This window comes from Scandinavium hiltneri (assembly GCF_024764835.1).
Taxonomy (GTDB): domain Bacteria; phylum Pseudomonadota; class Gammaproteobacteria; order Enterobacterales; family Enterobacteriaceae; genus Scandinavium; species Scandinavium hiltneri.
This window is the reverse complement of sequence record NZ_JALIGE010000076.1, coordinates 809,318-826,819: the sequence shown is the minus strand read 5'-3', so window position 1 is coordinate 826,819 and position 17,502 is coordinate 809,318. Positions and strand designations below refer to the sequence as shown.

Here is a 17,502-nt window from a genome sequence, read left to right as displayed (position 1 = left end):
CACAAAATCATTCCGATAGCGATGGAGTCTTACATTTTTTTGTGCAGAAAAGAAGGTGGGGGGAGCCCGAGAACCTGCAATTCCCGGGTGCCAGAAGGACTTTTTTTGGCGATGAATTGATGTTAGCGCGTTATTCCCGCTTCTGACGCTCCCAGCAGATCCGGTTTCGTCCGTCACGCTTGGCTTGATAAAGCTGCTTATCGGCAAATTCCAGTAGGGCTTCCATCGTCATGCCGGGGTGCCATCGCGCCACACCCAGACTCATCGTCACGCGCGGTGAAACCGTCGAGCCTTTGTGCGGAATACGCGCTTCAGCCAGCGCATGCTGGATACGCTTAGCGATGCTGAGCGCGCTGCCCGGTCCGTCGCAGGTCGCCATTACCACAAACTCCTCCCCGCCAAAACGGAAGGCGGCATCGGTGTCTTTGCGCAGCGACTGTTCAATGCAGCGCGAGACCCGAATCAGGCATTTATCACCTTCAACGTGACCGTAAAGATCGTTGTATTGCTTGAAAAAATCGATATCCAGCACAATCAGAAATAGCGATTTTTTGCCCTGCGCAAGCGAACGCGTGCTGCGGGAAAAATACTCGCCCAGGCTGTGCCGGTTATACAGGCCGGTGAGGGTATCGTAGTTGGCGAGTCTGAGTAACTTCTTGATCAGCAGGTTTTTTTCATACTCGCTGCGTTGGGTGCGTAAATAGGATTCCAGCAGGATATAGCGTGCCGACAGCACCACCGCCAGAATAATCACCGCGCCAACGCTCTGTAACAGGGTGAACTTCACGGGCGTCAGGATCTCGCCATAAATCAGGGCGATAATAATGGGCGCGCTAAAAAGCGTTAACAGTAACCCTGATATGTAAAAGGTTATCGTGGCAGGCAGCAGGATCATCACCAGAATCACCATCGTAATGGTCGGCTGGTAAAAATCGGTCAACATAGTAAAGAAGATAGCCGACCACAACAGTCCGAAAATCAGGGCGATAACCGGCAGGCAGCGTTGGTACCACCCTTCGTTAATCCTGTCGTGTATCGTCAGGGTGATGATGAGGTTGAGTAATGAGAAGGCGATGATGATGTAAAGCGAGGGCGCATAATTATCGGCTTCGTGGGGGATGCTTGCGCCGCCAAAAATCCGCATCACCAGCCAACCGGCAAAAATAACGTTCAGGCACAAAAACCAGAGATATCCTTTCACGCTGGCGATCGCCACTTCCCCGGTACTGTGCTTGATATCCATGGCCTGACTCCTGATTTTCTTGTGCCTGATGATAGTGGATCACACGCTGCTGCTCAAATCCGCCTGCATTTTCCTTTCTTCAGACGATTCAGTCAGATAACCAAGACTTAACTTAAATGTAACTAAATGATATATTTTTTCATGACTTACAAGGTTGAATAACCAAACTTGTACTACTTTTACAAAAAGTAAGATCTATTTTTTTAGCCCGTCATTCGTTCGTTTTTTTTAACGTCTTGATTTTAATGGAATGCGTATGAACAGAATTTATCGTCTGGTGTGGAGTGAAATCAGGTCTGCGTGGGTTGCCGCGCCTGAAACGACCAAAGGGCATCGCAAAGGAGCAGGACGGACAAAACTCGCGGCGTCTCTGGCACTGGCTTTAACGGCGGCGCCCGCGCTGGCGGATGATGTGAACTGGGCAGATGTCTATCCGACGTATAATTTCCCGGTGCTGGCGAATTACGATGCACCGCGGGAAACCGGTTTTGCTTTTACCATTGACGGCGATACTGGCACTGCAACACATTACGCCGCCGGCACGACGCTCAATATTTTGGGGCCGATCCCGACGATAACCGCAGGTACGAATGGCAATGCCACGCAGTTGCTGGTGCGCAACGGTCTGATCGACAGCACCGGCGCGGACGCAGATCCGGGGCGGATCACCATGATACAGGCGACGGATTCTAATAATAATAATCTGGTCACACCGATCACTTCGGCCAATATCGATACCTTCAGCTATTCAACCAACGAAGCTACCCCGCAGCAAAATCAGGAACTGAACGTAGTGGTGCCGGGGTTGGATGGCAGTTACGCCGTCATTAAAGTCTATGACTCTTCGACGTTTTCTGCGCCGGGCACCTCGCTGGTCGGCGATCTGCCGCTGAATGTGTATGACGCGAACTCATTTCATATCTACAACAACTTCGGCATCGCCAGCGTGGCGGCTGTGGGCGGCACCGCCAATATTAATGTCGGTGCTGATACTAACGGCACCACACCGATTTCGGCGGCTGCGAACACTATCGATCTGCTGGCGAAAAATTCGACGCTGGCGAAAGCGGATGGCAGTGGTACAGCTGCGAGCGCTGTTAAATGGCAATCCGATAACTACGTGCATTTTGCGCCAGCGGCAGTGATCTCCGGGGATCTGCAAAAAGAAACGGCGGTCAGTTCGCAGTATAACGATTCAATCACCTTGCCTAACTACGTGCTGGACCGCGGGCAGGTTGTGCAGGCCGGTTCCCGAACCTTCACCATTAATTCGGCGGCGGATATCGCCACGGTGAACAATTTCCTGCTGGGAACCAGCCGCGAAAACAGCCAGGTTCAGCTGTGGCTGACCGGCGGGGTGACATTACCGCCGGAAAATGGCGGGGCAGTGATAGATTCTCCGGTCATCGCGCAAAATACCTATAACGCGATTATTCAGAGCCTGCTCAGTGCCGAACAACAGAACCGCGTTGATCTGACCTATCACGTCTGGGACAACATGCTGGCCCATAACAACAATGCCACGCTGGGCACCGGCAGCCTGAACGTGATTTATGCCACAGGCGCTAACGCCACCGGCACCGTGACCAGTACCGGCAGCCTGGCGGTGGACGGCGCAACGGCAGTCATGCGCGGTGACAACGGCGCGGTGCTTACCAACGATGGCAATATCAACATCTGGCGCAGCAGCGGCTCAAGCCCGGCAGGTGTGGGCATGATGGCGACCGATGCAACGGCCACCAACACCAACAACAGCACGATTAATGCCGGGTTGTTCCTCGAAAAAGACGGCACCAACCAGAATGTCAGCAACCAGGGCACGATTGCCATGCAGGGGCTGGGTGCCAGTCAGCTGTCTAACTTAGGCTTTATCAACGTTGCGCTGACCGACGGCACTACTGATGGCGCGACCGGCATTCAGGCGCAGGGCACCACTGCGGCGACCAACAGCGGCACCGTCGCTGTCACCGGCAATACTCACAATACTGACGGACGCGCCAGTGGTTACGGCGCGGATATCTCCGGCGCGGCCACGTTCATCAACACCGCAGGCGGCAATATTTATGTCGGGACTACCCCGATTACGGCGACTACGCCTGCGGCTCCGACCAGTATGATCGGCGGTGCGGTACAGTCCGCCGCTATTCGCACCAGCAGCACCGGCGCGGTGACCAACAACGGAACCATCACCCTGGGCGCGCAAACGCGAAATGCGGTGGGGATACTGGTTAATGGCGGCACCGGTGCGGTACTTAACACTGGCACTATTAACGTGCTCGGGGTGCTCGGTGTAAACGGTGCGGCAGCGCAGAACGACGGGCTCTCAGCTATCGACACCAGCAACGTCACCAATACCGGCGCCATCCGCGTGTTCGGTGATAATAACGTGGCGATCAATTTGCTGGCGAGAACTGCCGCCGCGTCGGTGAATTCCACCATCGATGGGGCGATTACTGTCGGTGCCGACGGGGATCGCGGCGGCAGCGATAATAACCCGTTTACCTACCGTAACTATGCCGTGTATGCCGAAGGGCTGAACGGTTTTCAGGCCACTGCGGACGTCGATTCTTCGATAAATCTGCTGTCCGCCGGGGCGATAGGCGCCCATGCGCGCGGTTCAGCGACCATTAACGTGGGGGCTAATGCGGTACTTAATTTTGGCAACACCAACCAGATTGGCTATTACGCCTACGGTGAAGCCGCCAAAATCAATCTGGGCAGCGCCACCATCGATGACAATGACCAGGCGGGATCGATCCTGTTTGCTATCGACCATGGCGCGCAGTTTGACGGCAGTTCGGGCGGCGCAGGGCCGTATGTACTGACAGTGACCGGTACCGGTTCAACCGGCGTATTTGCCAACGGTCTGGATACCGGCGCAGACGGTCAGCCGGGCGGTGGCGATGATTCGCTGACCACGCTGAATACCGGACTAGCGACGATCCACGTCGGCGGGGAGAATGCGGTCGGGGTGAAAATCACCGGCGGCGCGACCGGCACCATCAATAACGGCGGCATTTTGCTGGAACATAACGACGCCACCGCTGTGGTGGTTGATGGTCGCAACTATACCATTGAGGGCACCAAAGGTGCCGGTGCGGATGCGCTGGCGACCAACGTGCTTTCAAAAGCGGATATCGGTACGACCGCCAGCCAGAGCGGCATCAAAGGCTATGATATTTCCTGGCTGGGTAAGATCGATATCGAAAGTGACGGCACCAGCCTGGCAGGCAGCAACAATATCGGGATTTACCTGCACGACGGCGGTATTGCCAATAACAACGCGCCGATCGACGTAAGCGGCACCAACAATATCGGCGTGTACATTCAGGACAAAGGTACGCTGAGCAATCTGCGTGATATCACGGTGACCGGCGCGGCAGGCAGCAATAACGTCGGGGTGAAAGTTCAGGGCGCAGGTGCGCAGGTCACGCAGCTCGGTAATGTGACAGCCAATGGCGGGCTGGCGGCGGTGCAACTGGTCAATGACGGCGCGTCTCTGGCGATCAGCGGCACCAATAACCACATCACTGCCAGCAATGGCGCAGACGGGATCCTGATGGATTTGGGGTCTGCCTCACTGACGGCCAGCAATACGCAAATTGATATCAGCGGTAGTGGCGCGGGGATCAACAACAAGGCCGATACCTCGAACATTAACCTGACAGACGTGACGATTAATGCGGCTGATGGCCCGGCAATTCGCACCGCCGTGACCTTCGATGCCGAGGGTTCCGGCAACCAACTGATCGTGTCCGGCAGCGGTGCAGGCTTTGCGTTTGAACAGGCCGACGGTAGCAATACCACCGGTAATCTGACTATCGGCACCGGTTATACCATTGATGTGACCGGCGTGACCGGCGCGAACGGCAACGGGATCCTGGCCAAAACCGACGGCAGCGTCACCTCCGGTGCCGATATCACCATGGTCGCGACCGGCGGGGCGGCGATATCGGCGGTGGATGCCAGCGCGGTCACCAATAATGGCAACATTCAGACCAGCAGCAACACCAACACCAGTATTCTTGCCACCAATGCGGGCGCGTTCACCAACAACGGCACGATCAATGCCACCGGTGCGATCAACCCGCTGGCCTTAATCCGCATCAACGGCACGGCGGCGAACCGCACCATTCTTAATACCGGAAAGATTACCGACGCCAGCCCGTACTCTGTAGTGATTGACGCCAGCGGCACGGCCAGCAATAGCGTCACCAATCAGGGCACGCTCAGTGCCGCCAGCAATACCGCAACGGCGTTGCTGACCGGTAGTGGCAACGACAGCGTCACACTTTCCGGCGCGCAGGCCACCACCGGACTGATTAATCTGGGTTCCGGCACAGATACCTTCACCTGGGACAGCGGAACGCTCGATGGCGCGGTGGATTTCACCGGCGCAGACGGCAATGACAGCGCCAACATTGGCGATGTTGATCTCACCTCTACGCGCCACATTCTCAGCGAAGGCGGCAGCAACAGCACACTGACTTTCACCAATACGCACGCGTTAACGGATCCCGCGCTGATCGGGTCGCTGACTGCGGATGATGTCGCCACCGCCACTAACATCGGTACCGGCTGGAGCACGCTGGCAGTGACCGGCACCTCTGCTGACGTACGTGTGGTGGATAATCTGCAACTTTCCGGCACGCCACTGATTCAGGTTACCGGCGGAGGGACTCTGCGCAGCGGTGACAATGTCATAGATCCGCAGTTTGCCAGCATTCGCAACTATAACGTCAGCACCGACGGCGCAGACAGCCTGCTGGTGTTTGATGGCCTTTTCGCTACACAAACCTATTCCGGCATTATCAGCGGCACCGGCGGGCTGGAACGTGCAGGTGGTGGAACCACCATTCTGACCGGCGAAAATACCTATACCGGCAATACACTGATCGACAATGGCGGCACGCTGCAACTCGGCGATGGCGGCGCGCCGGGTGCCTTGTCCGCGCAGACCAATATCACCGATAACGGCGTGCTGAACATCAATCAGTCCGATACGGTTAATCTGGGCGGCGCTATCAGCGGAACCGGTGCGTTCTACCAGACCGGCAGCGGCACCACGCGGTTAAGCGGTACCAATACTTATCAGGGCGTAACCCAGGTCAACGGGGGCACGTTGCTGGTCAACGGTGATCAGCGCGACGCATCCGGTGATACCACTGTCGCCAGCGGCGCAACGCTTGGCGGTTACGGCACGATTGGTGGCGATGTGCTATTTAACTCTGGAACTGTGTTACGCCCAGGGGATGAGAGTCACCAAAGTGGCGTTGGTACCCTGACAGTCAATGGCAACATGACCCTGGCGGGAGATACGGATAGCCAGTTCCAGTTAGGTGAGGTTTATCAGCCTGGCGGTGCGCTTAACGACCTGGTTCACGTCAAGGGTAATTTGGCCCTGGATGGCGATCTGAACGTCACGTTGAGTCCTGATGGCGCATTCCTGCCGGGTGTCTATCGTCTGTTCAATTATGATGGACAGTTAACGGACAATACATTAAATATCGTCTCTCTTCCTCCATATGATTCCGGAGCGAAATATAGTGTACAGACAGCTGTTGCGAATCAGGTCAACTTGATCCTCAACTACGTTGATCCCGCCTCTGTATTGCAGTTCTGGGATGGGGATGACACTGGTGAACACGATAATGAACAAGTAAACGGTGGTGACGGGACCTGGCGTTCAACCAGAAATACGCCAACCAATAACTGGACGGTCTCTACTGGTGAAGGTAATGCTCCCTGGGATGAAACCGCTTTTGCCATATTCCAGGGACAAAAAGGGATTGTCACACTAAACGACGATCAGGGACGAGTGATCACGTCCGGAATGCAGTTTTTGACGGACGGCTATGTTGTTCAGCAGCTTAACGATCATTCGCAATTACACTTTATTAGTACGGTAACAGATGCCTTCCCTCAGGCTGTACCCGTGCCACAAAATAACTGGGCTACTGAGGGTGAAACCAGGGCGGATAGTTTCTTTATCATCAGGGTTGGTTCCGGGAACGCCGGAGATAGCGACGCGGATATCACGACGACCATCAATGCGGACCTGGTACAGGATGAACTCGACGCAGGTGTTGTGCGTTTATTAAAAACCGATCCGGGTCGCCTGATCCTTAACGGCGACAATGTGATTTCCGGAGGGATCGAAGTCTGGAACGGCACATTACAAGCATCAAAAGACAGTAGTCTGGGTAACGCCGGGACGTCACTGACGTTGAGGAATGGGGCGACATTCCAGGCAGGGGATGATTTCACGACCAATCGCTTGGTCTTCCTGGATGGCGCAGCGGGCGGCACCTTTGACACCTACGGTCATACTTTCACCCCAACGGGCGTTATCGGTGGCGATGGTTCGCTGGCAGTGGTGGATAGCTCAGACAGTGGCGACGGCATCCTCGAACTGAACACCGCCAACACCTACAAAGGTGATACCACCATTACCGGCAAAAACGGCACCGGTACGCTGACGGTTAACGCAAATACCACGGGCGCATTCGGTAAACAGGACAGCACCGTGTCGTTGACCGATGAGGCAGTGGTTAATTTCAACAACGACGCCAGCGCGCAGTCACACACCTTTGATGTCAATAATTCGACCCTGGCGTTTAACAACGGCGCTACTGCCGAATCGAGCACCATCGGCCTGACCGGCGGCATCGCCAGCTTCACCGGTAGCAGTAATGCAGGCAGCGCGAAGATTAACGTCGATGCCGATTCACAAATGTTGATGTCCGACAGTGCCCATGGCGGCACCAGCGTCACCACCAACAGCGGCATGGTGGCGTTTTCCGGCAATGCACAGGCGGCTAACGCAACGATTGCCAACCAGAGCGGCGCGAATGTGACGCTGGCGGATGCAAGCAACAAGACCTCAATCGGTTCACTTTCCGGCGAGGGTACCGTTAACCTGGGCAGCAAGACCCTGAGCGAGGGCAATCTCAACCTTAACGACACCATCAGCGGCCTGATTTCCGGCGTCGGCGGCGGGCTGGAGAAAGTGGGCACCGGCATTCTGACGCTGACTGCCGACAACACCTTCACCGGTGCGACATCAGTGATGAACGGCGTGCTGCTGATTAACGGTGACCAGAGCGCGGCCACTGGCGCCACCAGCGTGGCCAGCAACGCGACGCTGGGCGGGGAAGGGATACTTGGCGCCAACGTCAGCGTGGCAGACAACGGTCATCTGGCACCGGGTAAAGATCTGAGCAGCGTCGGGATCCTGACGATGAACAATCTGACGCTCGCCAATAACGCGCAGCTCGATTTCCAGTTCGGTAAATCCAATGTGCAGGATGAGCAAGATCCGCTCAACGATCTGCTGGTGGTCAACGGCGATCTGACCCTTGATGGCAAGCTCAACATCGCCCAGACCCCTGGCGGCAAGTTCGATGTCGGCGTGTATCGCGTCATCAACTACAGCGGCAATCTCATCAACAACGGTCTGCAGTTCGGTACCGTACCGGATGCGGCAAGCCAGCTGTACGTGCAAACCTCAGTAGCGAATCAGGTCAACCTCGTTAACACCTCGGGTCTGGTACTCAACTTCTGGGATGGTACGGGGGGGCCTAATGGCGGGCTGAAAAACAACGGCAAAATTGACGGTGGCGACGGCGTCTGGCAAAACAGCGGCGGCAACGATAACTGGAGTACCGACCAGACTGACCCGGATGGTGCGATTAACGCCCCGTTCAGCGACGGCGCATTTGCCGTATTCAGCGGTAGAAAAGGCAATGTCACCGTCGATAACAGCCTCGGCGATGTGCTCATCAGCGGTGCGCAGTTCACTACCAACGGCTATGTGATTAACGACGGGGTGATCACCACCAACACCGCCGATACGGTGATCCGCGTCGGCGACGGTACCGCGCTTGGCAGACTCTACACCGCGACCATCAATTCGCAAATCACCGGCAGCGGCGGCATTGACAAAACTGACGTCGGTACGCTGGTGCTGAATGGCAACAACAGTTATCGCGGGGGCACCACCGTCAGCGGCGGTGTGTTACAGGTCAGCGGCGACCAGAATCTCGGCGCAGCGGACACCGGGATCACGCTGAACGGCGGGACCTTCCGCTACGGCGCGGCGTTTGATACTGCGCGTGCGTGGACTGTCGGCGACAACAGCGGCACCATTGATACCAACGGTAATGATGTCTCTCTGCTCTCCGCTGTCAGCGGCAGTGGCGGCTTAACCAAAGCGGGCGACGGCACCCTGACGCTGACCAAAGACAGCAGCTACAGCGGGTTGACCACCATCCGTAACGGCACCCTCCAGCTCGGTAGCGGTGGCGGTACAGGTAGCGTGGCCGGTAATATTCTCAACCTGGATACGCTGGTGGTGAACCGCAATAACACGGTTGATCTCGACGGTGTGATCACCGGGACCGGTGACTTTATCCAGCGCGGTAGCGGCACCACCTATCTGAACGGTCTGAATAACTGGAGCGGCTACACGTTGGTGGAAAATGGCACTCTGATCGCAGGTGGCATTTCGCGCTTCAGCGCCAACTCAACACATATCGTCAGCCAGAACGCGACCCTGGATACCGGCGGGCGCAACCAGACGGTAGCGAACCTGGTGAACCAGGGCACCGTTAATCTGCGCGGCGGCAATGTCGGCTCAACGCTGACCGTCAACGGCGACTATGTGGGGATGGACGGCACGATTAAAATCGCCGCCCAGCAGCACAGCCCGGGTGTGGCGGACAAACTGGTGATCAACGGCGGTACTGCGACCGGTACCACCCGACTGGACATCGATGTCAGCCAACTCGGTGAACCGACCACCGGCGACGGCATAATGGTGGTGGAAGCCAAAAATGGCGCAACCACCACGGCACAAACCACCAAAGATGCCTTTAACATTGGCGGCGACAAGCTGATCGCCGGGGCGTGGCAGTATCAGCTGTATGCCGGGAATGCGAGCGGAGCCGGGGAAGACTGGTTCCTGCGCGCGGGTTACAGCCCGGTAGTGCCGGGCTTCGATACCCTACCATCGATCGTTCGTCAGGCTGATTTGTTCGTGCTCGGCACGCTGCATCAGCGCGTAGGTGATGAGCAGCCGTGGCGTGCAGATGTGCCGGAAGATCAGGAAGGGCGCTTCTGGGCGCGCTATCTGACCAAAACGGTTGATCAGCATCTGGACGACGCCACCAGCAGTAAGAGCCATTCACAGTATGACGGGATGCAGATTGGCTTCGATCTGTGGCAGAACGACAAATGGCGTTCCGGGATCTACACCACCTTTATGGACCTCGACAGTTCGGTCAGCGGTAACACCGGTATGGGCGGCGGTTCAGCATACAACTCAACGTTCTCCTCCTACGTTGGCGGCTATGCCACCTGGACCGATACCAATGGTTTCTATGTTGATAATGTGTTGCAGTACGGTTACCATTCAGTCGACCTGAAAAGCGAAGGCAGTTCTGATACTTACCATCCAAATGGCAACACGGTGACCGCCTCTGTAGAAGTGGGTAAACCATGGCAACTTGGTGACAGTAACTGGGCCTTTGAACCGCAGGCGCAGCTGGTGTGGCAGTGGAGCAACTTCGATGATGTGACCCTTAACGATGGCGTCGATACCCATGTCAGCACTGATGCAGACAGCGCGGTGATTGGGCGTCTCGGTGCGCGTCTGACGGCGGACTACGATACCAACATGGGTAAAGTGAAACCGTACGTGCGGGTGAACTTCTGGAAAGAGCTGACCGATGGTGATGATGCGGTGACCTACAGCAATGGCGCCAACAGCCACGGCAAGACCACCCTCAAGGCTAACCAGCAGTTTAGCGCGACGGAAGCCGCAGTGGGTGCGACGTGGACGGTCACTAATGATGTGCAGGCATATACCGAAGTAGGCAAAACCTGGGATAACGGCGACGACACCAACGTGGATGCAGACTTGTCCGCCTCGGTGGGGATGAAAATCCGTTTCTAAGGCGTCTTGAATTAGCCTAAGGCTGGTCTATGCTCAAAATAGAGCAGGCCAGCCTTTTGCTTTTATGCTCTGAATAATAACGATAATTTTCACTTTTGCGGGTATTCAATATGAACAGGATGCGGCATGTTTTACTGGCGTGGCTTTCCCTGCTGCTGGCGTTTCCGTTATTCGCCGCTGAACCCCGGCAGCAACCCACGGATCAGGAGCGGGCACGGACGGTCTACATTTTCCACCAGCCGATCGTCATGTTGCAGGCCACATTTGGGCTGAGTACCCCTGAAGAGCGCGTCCTGCGCATTCGCAATACGCTTCGTGCATTCACTCACGATGACGTCAGTAAACCGCTGACGATTGAACCGATTACCCGTTATAACCAGCCTGCGCGTCTGTTCCTGATGAACGGAAAGCCTATCATGCTCCTGAGCCAGGCTGATCTCGACGAGGGCGATGATTTAACCCTCGATCAGGCGGCCCAGCGAGTGCTGGCACGAATGGAGTTACAAAGGTCGGCGTTAAGCGACCAGTACAACACCGGATATCTGGTGCTGGCGGTGCTCAAAACCGTGGCAGGCGCGTTGGCGGTGGCACTTTTATGCTACGGCGCGTACCGCACCTGGCGCTGGGTAAGACGCTATAACCTGATGATGCTGCTGGAAAAGCGCGGCATTATTCCCATTAGCTGGCGACGTTTTTTAGGGGCGATTGAATCTAAGCTGTACGGCCTGCTGATGATCATGGTGTCACTGGTGGCGGTGTACCTGTGGCTCGGCTGGGCATTCAGCCTGTTTCCCTGGACGCGTGTCTGGGGAGAATCGCTCGGCGACTGGACTTATCGGGCGCTGCAAAAAATCACGGTGTCGATTGCCTCAGCGCTGCCCGGTTTGCTTATCGTTTTGATTATCTTCCTAATTACATCGTTTATTATTAAATTATTGAAGGTTTTACTTAACCAGGTGGCGGCGGGTAAAGTGCAACTCCCTGGTTTACATCCGGAAACGGTTGGCGCAACACGCAAGCTGATTTCGGTGATGGTCTGGTTATTCGCTCTCTCAGCCGCCTACCCCTTCCTGCCTGGCGCAAACTCGCTGGCGTTCAAAGGGATCAGCGTCTTCTTCGGTTTGATGTTGACGCTAGGCTCTGCGGGGGTGATGAACCATGCCATGAGCGGGCTGGTGCTTATCTACTCCCGCGCATTGCACAAAGGTGACATTATCCGAATTGCAGACAATGAAGGCCAGGTCAGCGAAATCGGGTTGCTGGCCACCAAAATAATTACTCGCGAAAACTACGTCGTCACGGTGCCCAACGCGGTAGTGGTCAGCGGCAAAATTACCAACCTCAGCGCGCAAAACCCTGGCGGCGGTGTGAACCTCACGACCGGCGTTACCATCGGCTATGACACGCCGTGGCGACAGGTGCACGCGATGCTGGAACTGGCCGCCCGTCGTACCGACGGTATCGTCGATCCTGCCGAGGCGCCGCTGGTGCGTCAGCTCAGCCTGATGGACTGGTACATCTCCTACGAGCTTCAGGTGCGACTGCTGCCGGGTACTTCGCTGGCGGTGGCGCGTAACGCGCTGCACAGCAATATTCAGGACGTGTTTAACGAATTTGGTGTGCAGATTATGTCGCCGAACTTCGTGCTGCAGCCGGAAGACGCGGTGATGGTGGCGAAAGAGAACTGGTACGCGGCCCCTGCGACGCCGCCGGGCAGGCCGGAGGCATGATGCTGCGCAGACTGGCAGCACTGGGGCTGCTGTTCACCAGCATCCACAGCTTTGCCGCGGGCATGTTCGACCCTCAGGACGGCATGTTCGACATGAGCGATTATCTGCGCGATAACCCTTATGGTTTTTTACCGGTTCCGATGATGATAACTGAACCAGCGATTGGCTATGGTGGGGGGCTATTTGGTCTGTTTTTACACGGTAAAGGATCAATGGATGGCGATCACTTTATTCCACCGAACATGTCAGGCTTCGGCGGCGGGGCGACGGGAAACGGCACCTGGTTTGCGGGTGCCGGGCATCGCCATACCTGGAATAACGATCATATCCGCTACCTCGTCGGTGCAGGTTACGCCAATATTAATCTCGATATTTACAGCGGTGATGTACTGGGATTTGGCAAAAATCGCGCGATTAACACCAATACCAAAGGTTATGGCGCGTTGCAAAGGTTGCAGTTTCGCGTTGGCGATTCCCCGGTCTTTCTGGGGGTGACGCAAATTTATGCCCGCACCGAAATCTCTGCGGATAACAATAAGTTAATCAATGCGGCCTGGCAGCGCGTGTTCGGCAGTGAAAGTACCTCGTCTGCGGTTGGCCTGATGGCGGAATATGACACAACGGATAATTTTTTCTATCCTCACAAAGGGCTGTCATTAAGCGCGGAGTACCGGTTTTACAGTTCTTTCCTGGGAGGCGACTACCGCTACAATCAGTTGACTCTCGACGGTAAATACTTTCTGCCGCTCAGCCCGACACTCACGCTGGCACTGGCCGGTGACTATCAGGCGCTGAGCAACAGCGATCAGCATTTGCCGCCAATGACGCGACCCGATATCAATTTACGGGGGATTTCGCGTTACCGTTATCAGGGCGATTATGTTGGCACGGTACAAACCCAGCTTGCATGGCAGGTTACGCCGCGCTGGATCCTGCAAGGTTTTGTCGGCGCGGGAAGCGCGGCGAATGATAACAGTGATTTATTCAGTTCCAGTGAAGTGGCCTGGGGAACCGGTTTTCGTTACCTGATTGCCCGTAAATATGGGTTGTATACCGGTGCAGATATCGCCTTTAGCGAGGGTGATCAGGCGGTCTATTTTAATGTCGGCTCCGGGCTATAGGCGGGGCAAAGCGTAAAAAATGAGAAAAAAGATGATGAAATGGAGTCAAACTCTGGTCCCGTTACTGCTGATTTCTGGGGCAGCTTGTGGCGCAACAACTCCGACGGCTGACGCAACAGGCGGTACCGGGAGCACCAGCAGCGCGGAAGAGTCGTCATCCAGCGACAGCGGCACGTTCCCTATCTGGGGCGACGAGGCGCGCGCGCGCGGTTACTCCATTCCGCTGCCGTTCGGGGTCAACGTCAGCTACATGAACATGCGTCAGAACATTGATGTCGACAGCATCTCGCTGACCGGGCTTAAGGCCGGCGGCATGCAGTTGCCGGATGATATGTTCAATATCGGTGTCGGTGATACCCGTGAACGTAGCGAAACCGAAAACCTGCGTCTCGATATGTGGGTCTTCCCGTTCCTCAATGTCTACGGCATTCTGGGTCACACCAAAGGCTCGTCGGTGTCGAATATCTCCGTCGATGCGGATCCGGGTAAGTACGATGCCGGAACCCTTCGCCACCCTAATCCGGATCATATTATCGCCCAGGCGGTGCACGCCGGTTATGAAAGCGGGGCGTTACAGGATCTCGACTTCAAACTGAACTTTGAAGGCACGACTTACGGAGCGGGTGTGACGCTGGCGGGTGGCTACGGCAACTGGTTTACAATCCTCGACACCAACTACACCCAGACCAATTTTGATATTCTCGACGGAAAAATTTCTGCGCTTACCGTGTCGCCTCGTGTAGGTTATCGCTTTGAGTTTCAGGGCCTGGACGGGCCGTCGCACCTCAGCTTGTGGGTTGGCAGCATGTATCAGGATGTTCAGCAGGAATTTAAGGGCAACCTCTCCGACCTGAATCTGCCTTCTCAGCTGAATAGCGTGGTGGAAGACGGGCGCTTTGACGTGAAACAGCACCTGACGTCGCCGTGGAATATGCTGGTGGGCGCGCAGTACGAAATTACTCAGAATTTCAACGTCCTGACCGAGTTCGGCTTTAACGATCGTAATAGCTTCTTTGTCGCGGGTGAATATCGCTTCTGATGAACAAATGGGTAGCAGTGCTGGCGGGGCTGGTGAGCGCAGGAATGGCGACGCCGGCCATAGCCGAAATTAGCCAGCAGTCTATTGATGATTTTCTGGGAAAGCTCGGTGCCGATAACCAATATGATCCCAGCAAGGGCATTGACTGGAGCGTGCTGCCGGGACCGTTTTATACCCCGGAGCTGAAGCTCGGACTCGGCACGGCGGTGGCGGGGATTTATCGTATGGATCCCAACGATAAAACCACCCAGAATTCATCGATTTCCTTCACCGGGTTCGTCAGTACCAGCGGTGCGCTGGGCCTTGGGCTGCATAACTACACTTTCTTTACCGATGATCGCTGGCGCCTGTTTGTTGACGGCGGAATCGCCAAAGTGCCGACCAAATTCTGGGGCGTAGGCTACGACGCGGCGCAGGGCAGTTCGCAAAAGTATGACGATAACTCAATCCAGGTACATCCTGTGCTGATGCGCCAGATTGTGGATAATCTCTATCTCGGTGTCGGCTGGGATTTCTCGTCGATGAACGCCAACGTCGACGATCGCAAGACAGGCGATAAATTCTCTCAGTACACCGACTCGACCAATCCGCTGAGTTCCGGGGCGACCGTCAGCGTGAACTACGACTCACGCGACGCTATTACCCAGCCACATCATGGGCAGTACATGAGTGTGGAATACAGCTATTTTGACCCGTCTTTAGGGTCGGACACGCACTTCACCGCCACCAAACTGCAATACAATTACTATCATCCAATCGATGATAAACGTGTACTGGCGTTTGACCTGTGGGGCCGTTTCACCCACGGCGATGTGCCCTGGGACCGACTTTCGGAAGCGGGAGATGACAATCGTCTGCGTGGCTACTATCAGGGGCGCTATCGCGATAAAGACGTGGTCAGCAGTCAGGTGGAATACCGACAAAAACTCAACTGGCGTAACGGCTACGTGCTGTGGGCCGGGGTCGGCGCGCTGGGCGGTTCGCCGTCTGATTTAGGTGATAACCCGCTGCTGCCATCAGTTGGCGTGGGGTATCGTTTTGAAGTGAAGCCTGCGATGAATATCCGGCTGGATTTAGGGTTTGGCCGGGAAAGTGCCGGTTTTTATTTTCAGGTTGCGGAGGCGTTTTGATGCGGGGCTGGCTGTTAAGTTTGCTGTTGGTAACGAGCACGGTAATGGCGAGCGACACGCTGCTACCGATAGAACAGGCCGGGCGCGTATCGCCGGTCGTCGGCCATCTGGTTGCGCCGGAGTCGCTGCGCCCATGCTGTGCATTTGGCTATGACCTTAACGTGCGCGCAATTGGCGTGCCTATCCCGGTGTATCAGATTGGTAACGTACTGACCATCGACACGCTCGGGCATCATCATTACAACGACAGCGCGTTGGCGGCGGTAAAAGATTTGATCGGCCTGAATGATGAAAAAAGCGGGCTGATATATACCCATCGCGGCGGGTTTATCGACATCGCCCACGTGCGCGATACCGCCGATAACACCTTCTATATTTTCTCGCGGATTTACCCGAAGCTGGGTAGCCAGTGGCGATTCTTCTACAGCGAAGAACTTGGCCTGCGTCGTATTCAGCTCAACGCCTTTACACCTCCGGCATCGATGCCGCAGCGCTACACCCTGGCGGCGTGGCTGGCGGGGAAAATAGCCTTTGAACTGGCGCAGTGGCATGAGATTGCCCAATGGTACGGCTTCCAGTCGGTGCCCGGTTTCTCTGAGGAAATATCTGCATTTTCGCCGGAAGATCTCTACTCTAATCTGCTCGGTGCACGGCTTGCCATTAACGTGATTCTGCAAGGCAACGCCGGTTCAATTGATGCCTATAACAAGGCGATGGACAAGCAAATCCATCAGGCGTTGGTTGGGCTTGGCGTGGTGACGCGCGAGGAAACCGAAAGAATGTTCCGGGAAGTGGACGGCGACTGGTGGAACAGCAAGCGCCGGGTGCCGGACAAATTCCTGGTGCTCAAGCGCAATTATTCACTCAGTGAAAATCGCTTCCCGACCCCGGTGCCGTTTGAAAATGCAGATCCGTATCAACTGCACATGCCCGCAGTGATTGACGGTATTAAGCTCTCCACGCTAGGCGAGCTGCAAATCTATAAAGGGCGTCATATGGAACGTCTGCCGTCACCGGACGACTACTACACGCCGGCTCAGTTCCCGCCGCTGGCTGCAAAAGCGCAGGCTGCCGATAATACTCAGCTTGATCGTATGCTGAAATAGTCACGGCGTTTAATTATAAATAGTTCTCTTACTGAAGAAGCAAGCACCCCTTTGCTATTCTTTTGCCCCTTCGAAATGAAGGGGTTAACCGGCAGTTTGTTACTGGCAAATTCGTCGTGGGTCACTATGCTTTTTTTATCAATAACAATGCATACCCTCCTCTGGGTATAGAACGCTT

At 55.7% G+C, this 17,502-nt stretch carries 7 protein-coding genes; 6 read left to right on the top strand and 1 reads right to left on the bottom strand.

What is annotated here, in order from left to right:
• Nucleotides 1-130: 130 nt before the first annotated feature.
• On the bottom strand, nt 131-1,243 hold the full coding sequence (locus MUU47_RS21375) for a GGDEF domain-containing protein (RefSeq protein ID WP_258990153.1): 1,113 nt from the start codon (nt 1,241-1,243) through the stop codon (nt 131-133).
• Nucleotides 1,244-1,499: 256 nt separating this feature from the next.
• Here MUU47_RS21375 and MUU47_RS21370 point away from each other — a divergent pair, with 256 nt between their 5' ends.
• The 6 genes from MUU47_RS21370 to MUU47_RS21345 all read left to right on the top strand — a co-directional run bounded on the left by MUU47_RS21370 (nt 1,500) and on the right by MUU47_RS21345 (nt 17,324).
• Nucleotides 1,500-11,198, top strand: a complete 9,699-nt coding sequence (locus tag MUU47_RS21370) for an autotransporter-associated beta strand repeat-containing protein (RefSeq protein ID WP_258990152.1) — start codon at nt 1,500-1,502, stop codon at nt 11,196-11,198.
• Nucleotides 11,199-11,308: 110 nt separating this feature from the next.
• The gene (locus tag MUU47_RS21365) at nt 11,309-12,928 is read left to right on the top strand and encodes a mechanosensitive ion channel family protein (RefSeq protein ID WP_374684763.1); all 1,620 of its coding nucleotides are present in this window, start codon (nt 11,309-11,311) and stop codon (nt 12,926-12,928) included.
• Complete coding sequence (locus MUU47_RS21360) at nt 12,925-14,049, top strand: BamA/TamA family outer membrane protein (protein ID WP_374684762.1); 1,125 nt, start codon at nt 12,925-12,927, stop codon at nt 14,047-14,049. Before MUU47_RS21365 ends, MUU47_RS21360 begins: the two co-directional genes overlap by 4 nt.
• Nucleotides 14,050-14,083: 34 nt before the next feature.
• Nucleotides 14,084-15,088: a hypothetical protein gene (locus MUU47_RS21355; RefSeq protein ID WP_258990581.1), complete on the top strand. Its 1,005-nt coding sequence runs from the start codon at nt 14,084-14,086 to the stop codon at nt 15,086-15,088.
• A complete protein-coding gene (locus MUU47_RS21350) occupies nt 15,088-16,218 on the top strand; it encodes a BamA/TamA family outer membrane protein (RefSeq protein WP_258990151.1) in 1,131 nt (376 codons plus the stop codon). The genes MUU47_RS21355 and MUU47_RS21350 overlap by 1 nt, the downstream gene beginning before the upstream one ends.
• Nucleotides 16,218-17,324, top strand: a complete 1,107-nt coding sequence (locus tag MUU47_RS21345) for a DUF4056 domain-containing protein (protein ID WP_374684761.1) — start codon at nt 16,218-16,220, stop codon at nt 17,322-17,324. Before MUU47_RS21350 ends, MUU47_RS21345 begins: the two co-directional genes overlap by 1 nt.
• The last annotated feature ends 178 nt before the right edge of the window (nt 17,325-17,502 follow it).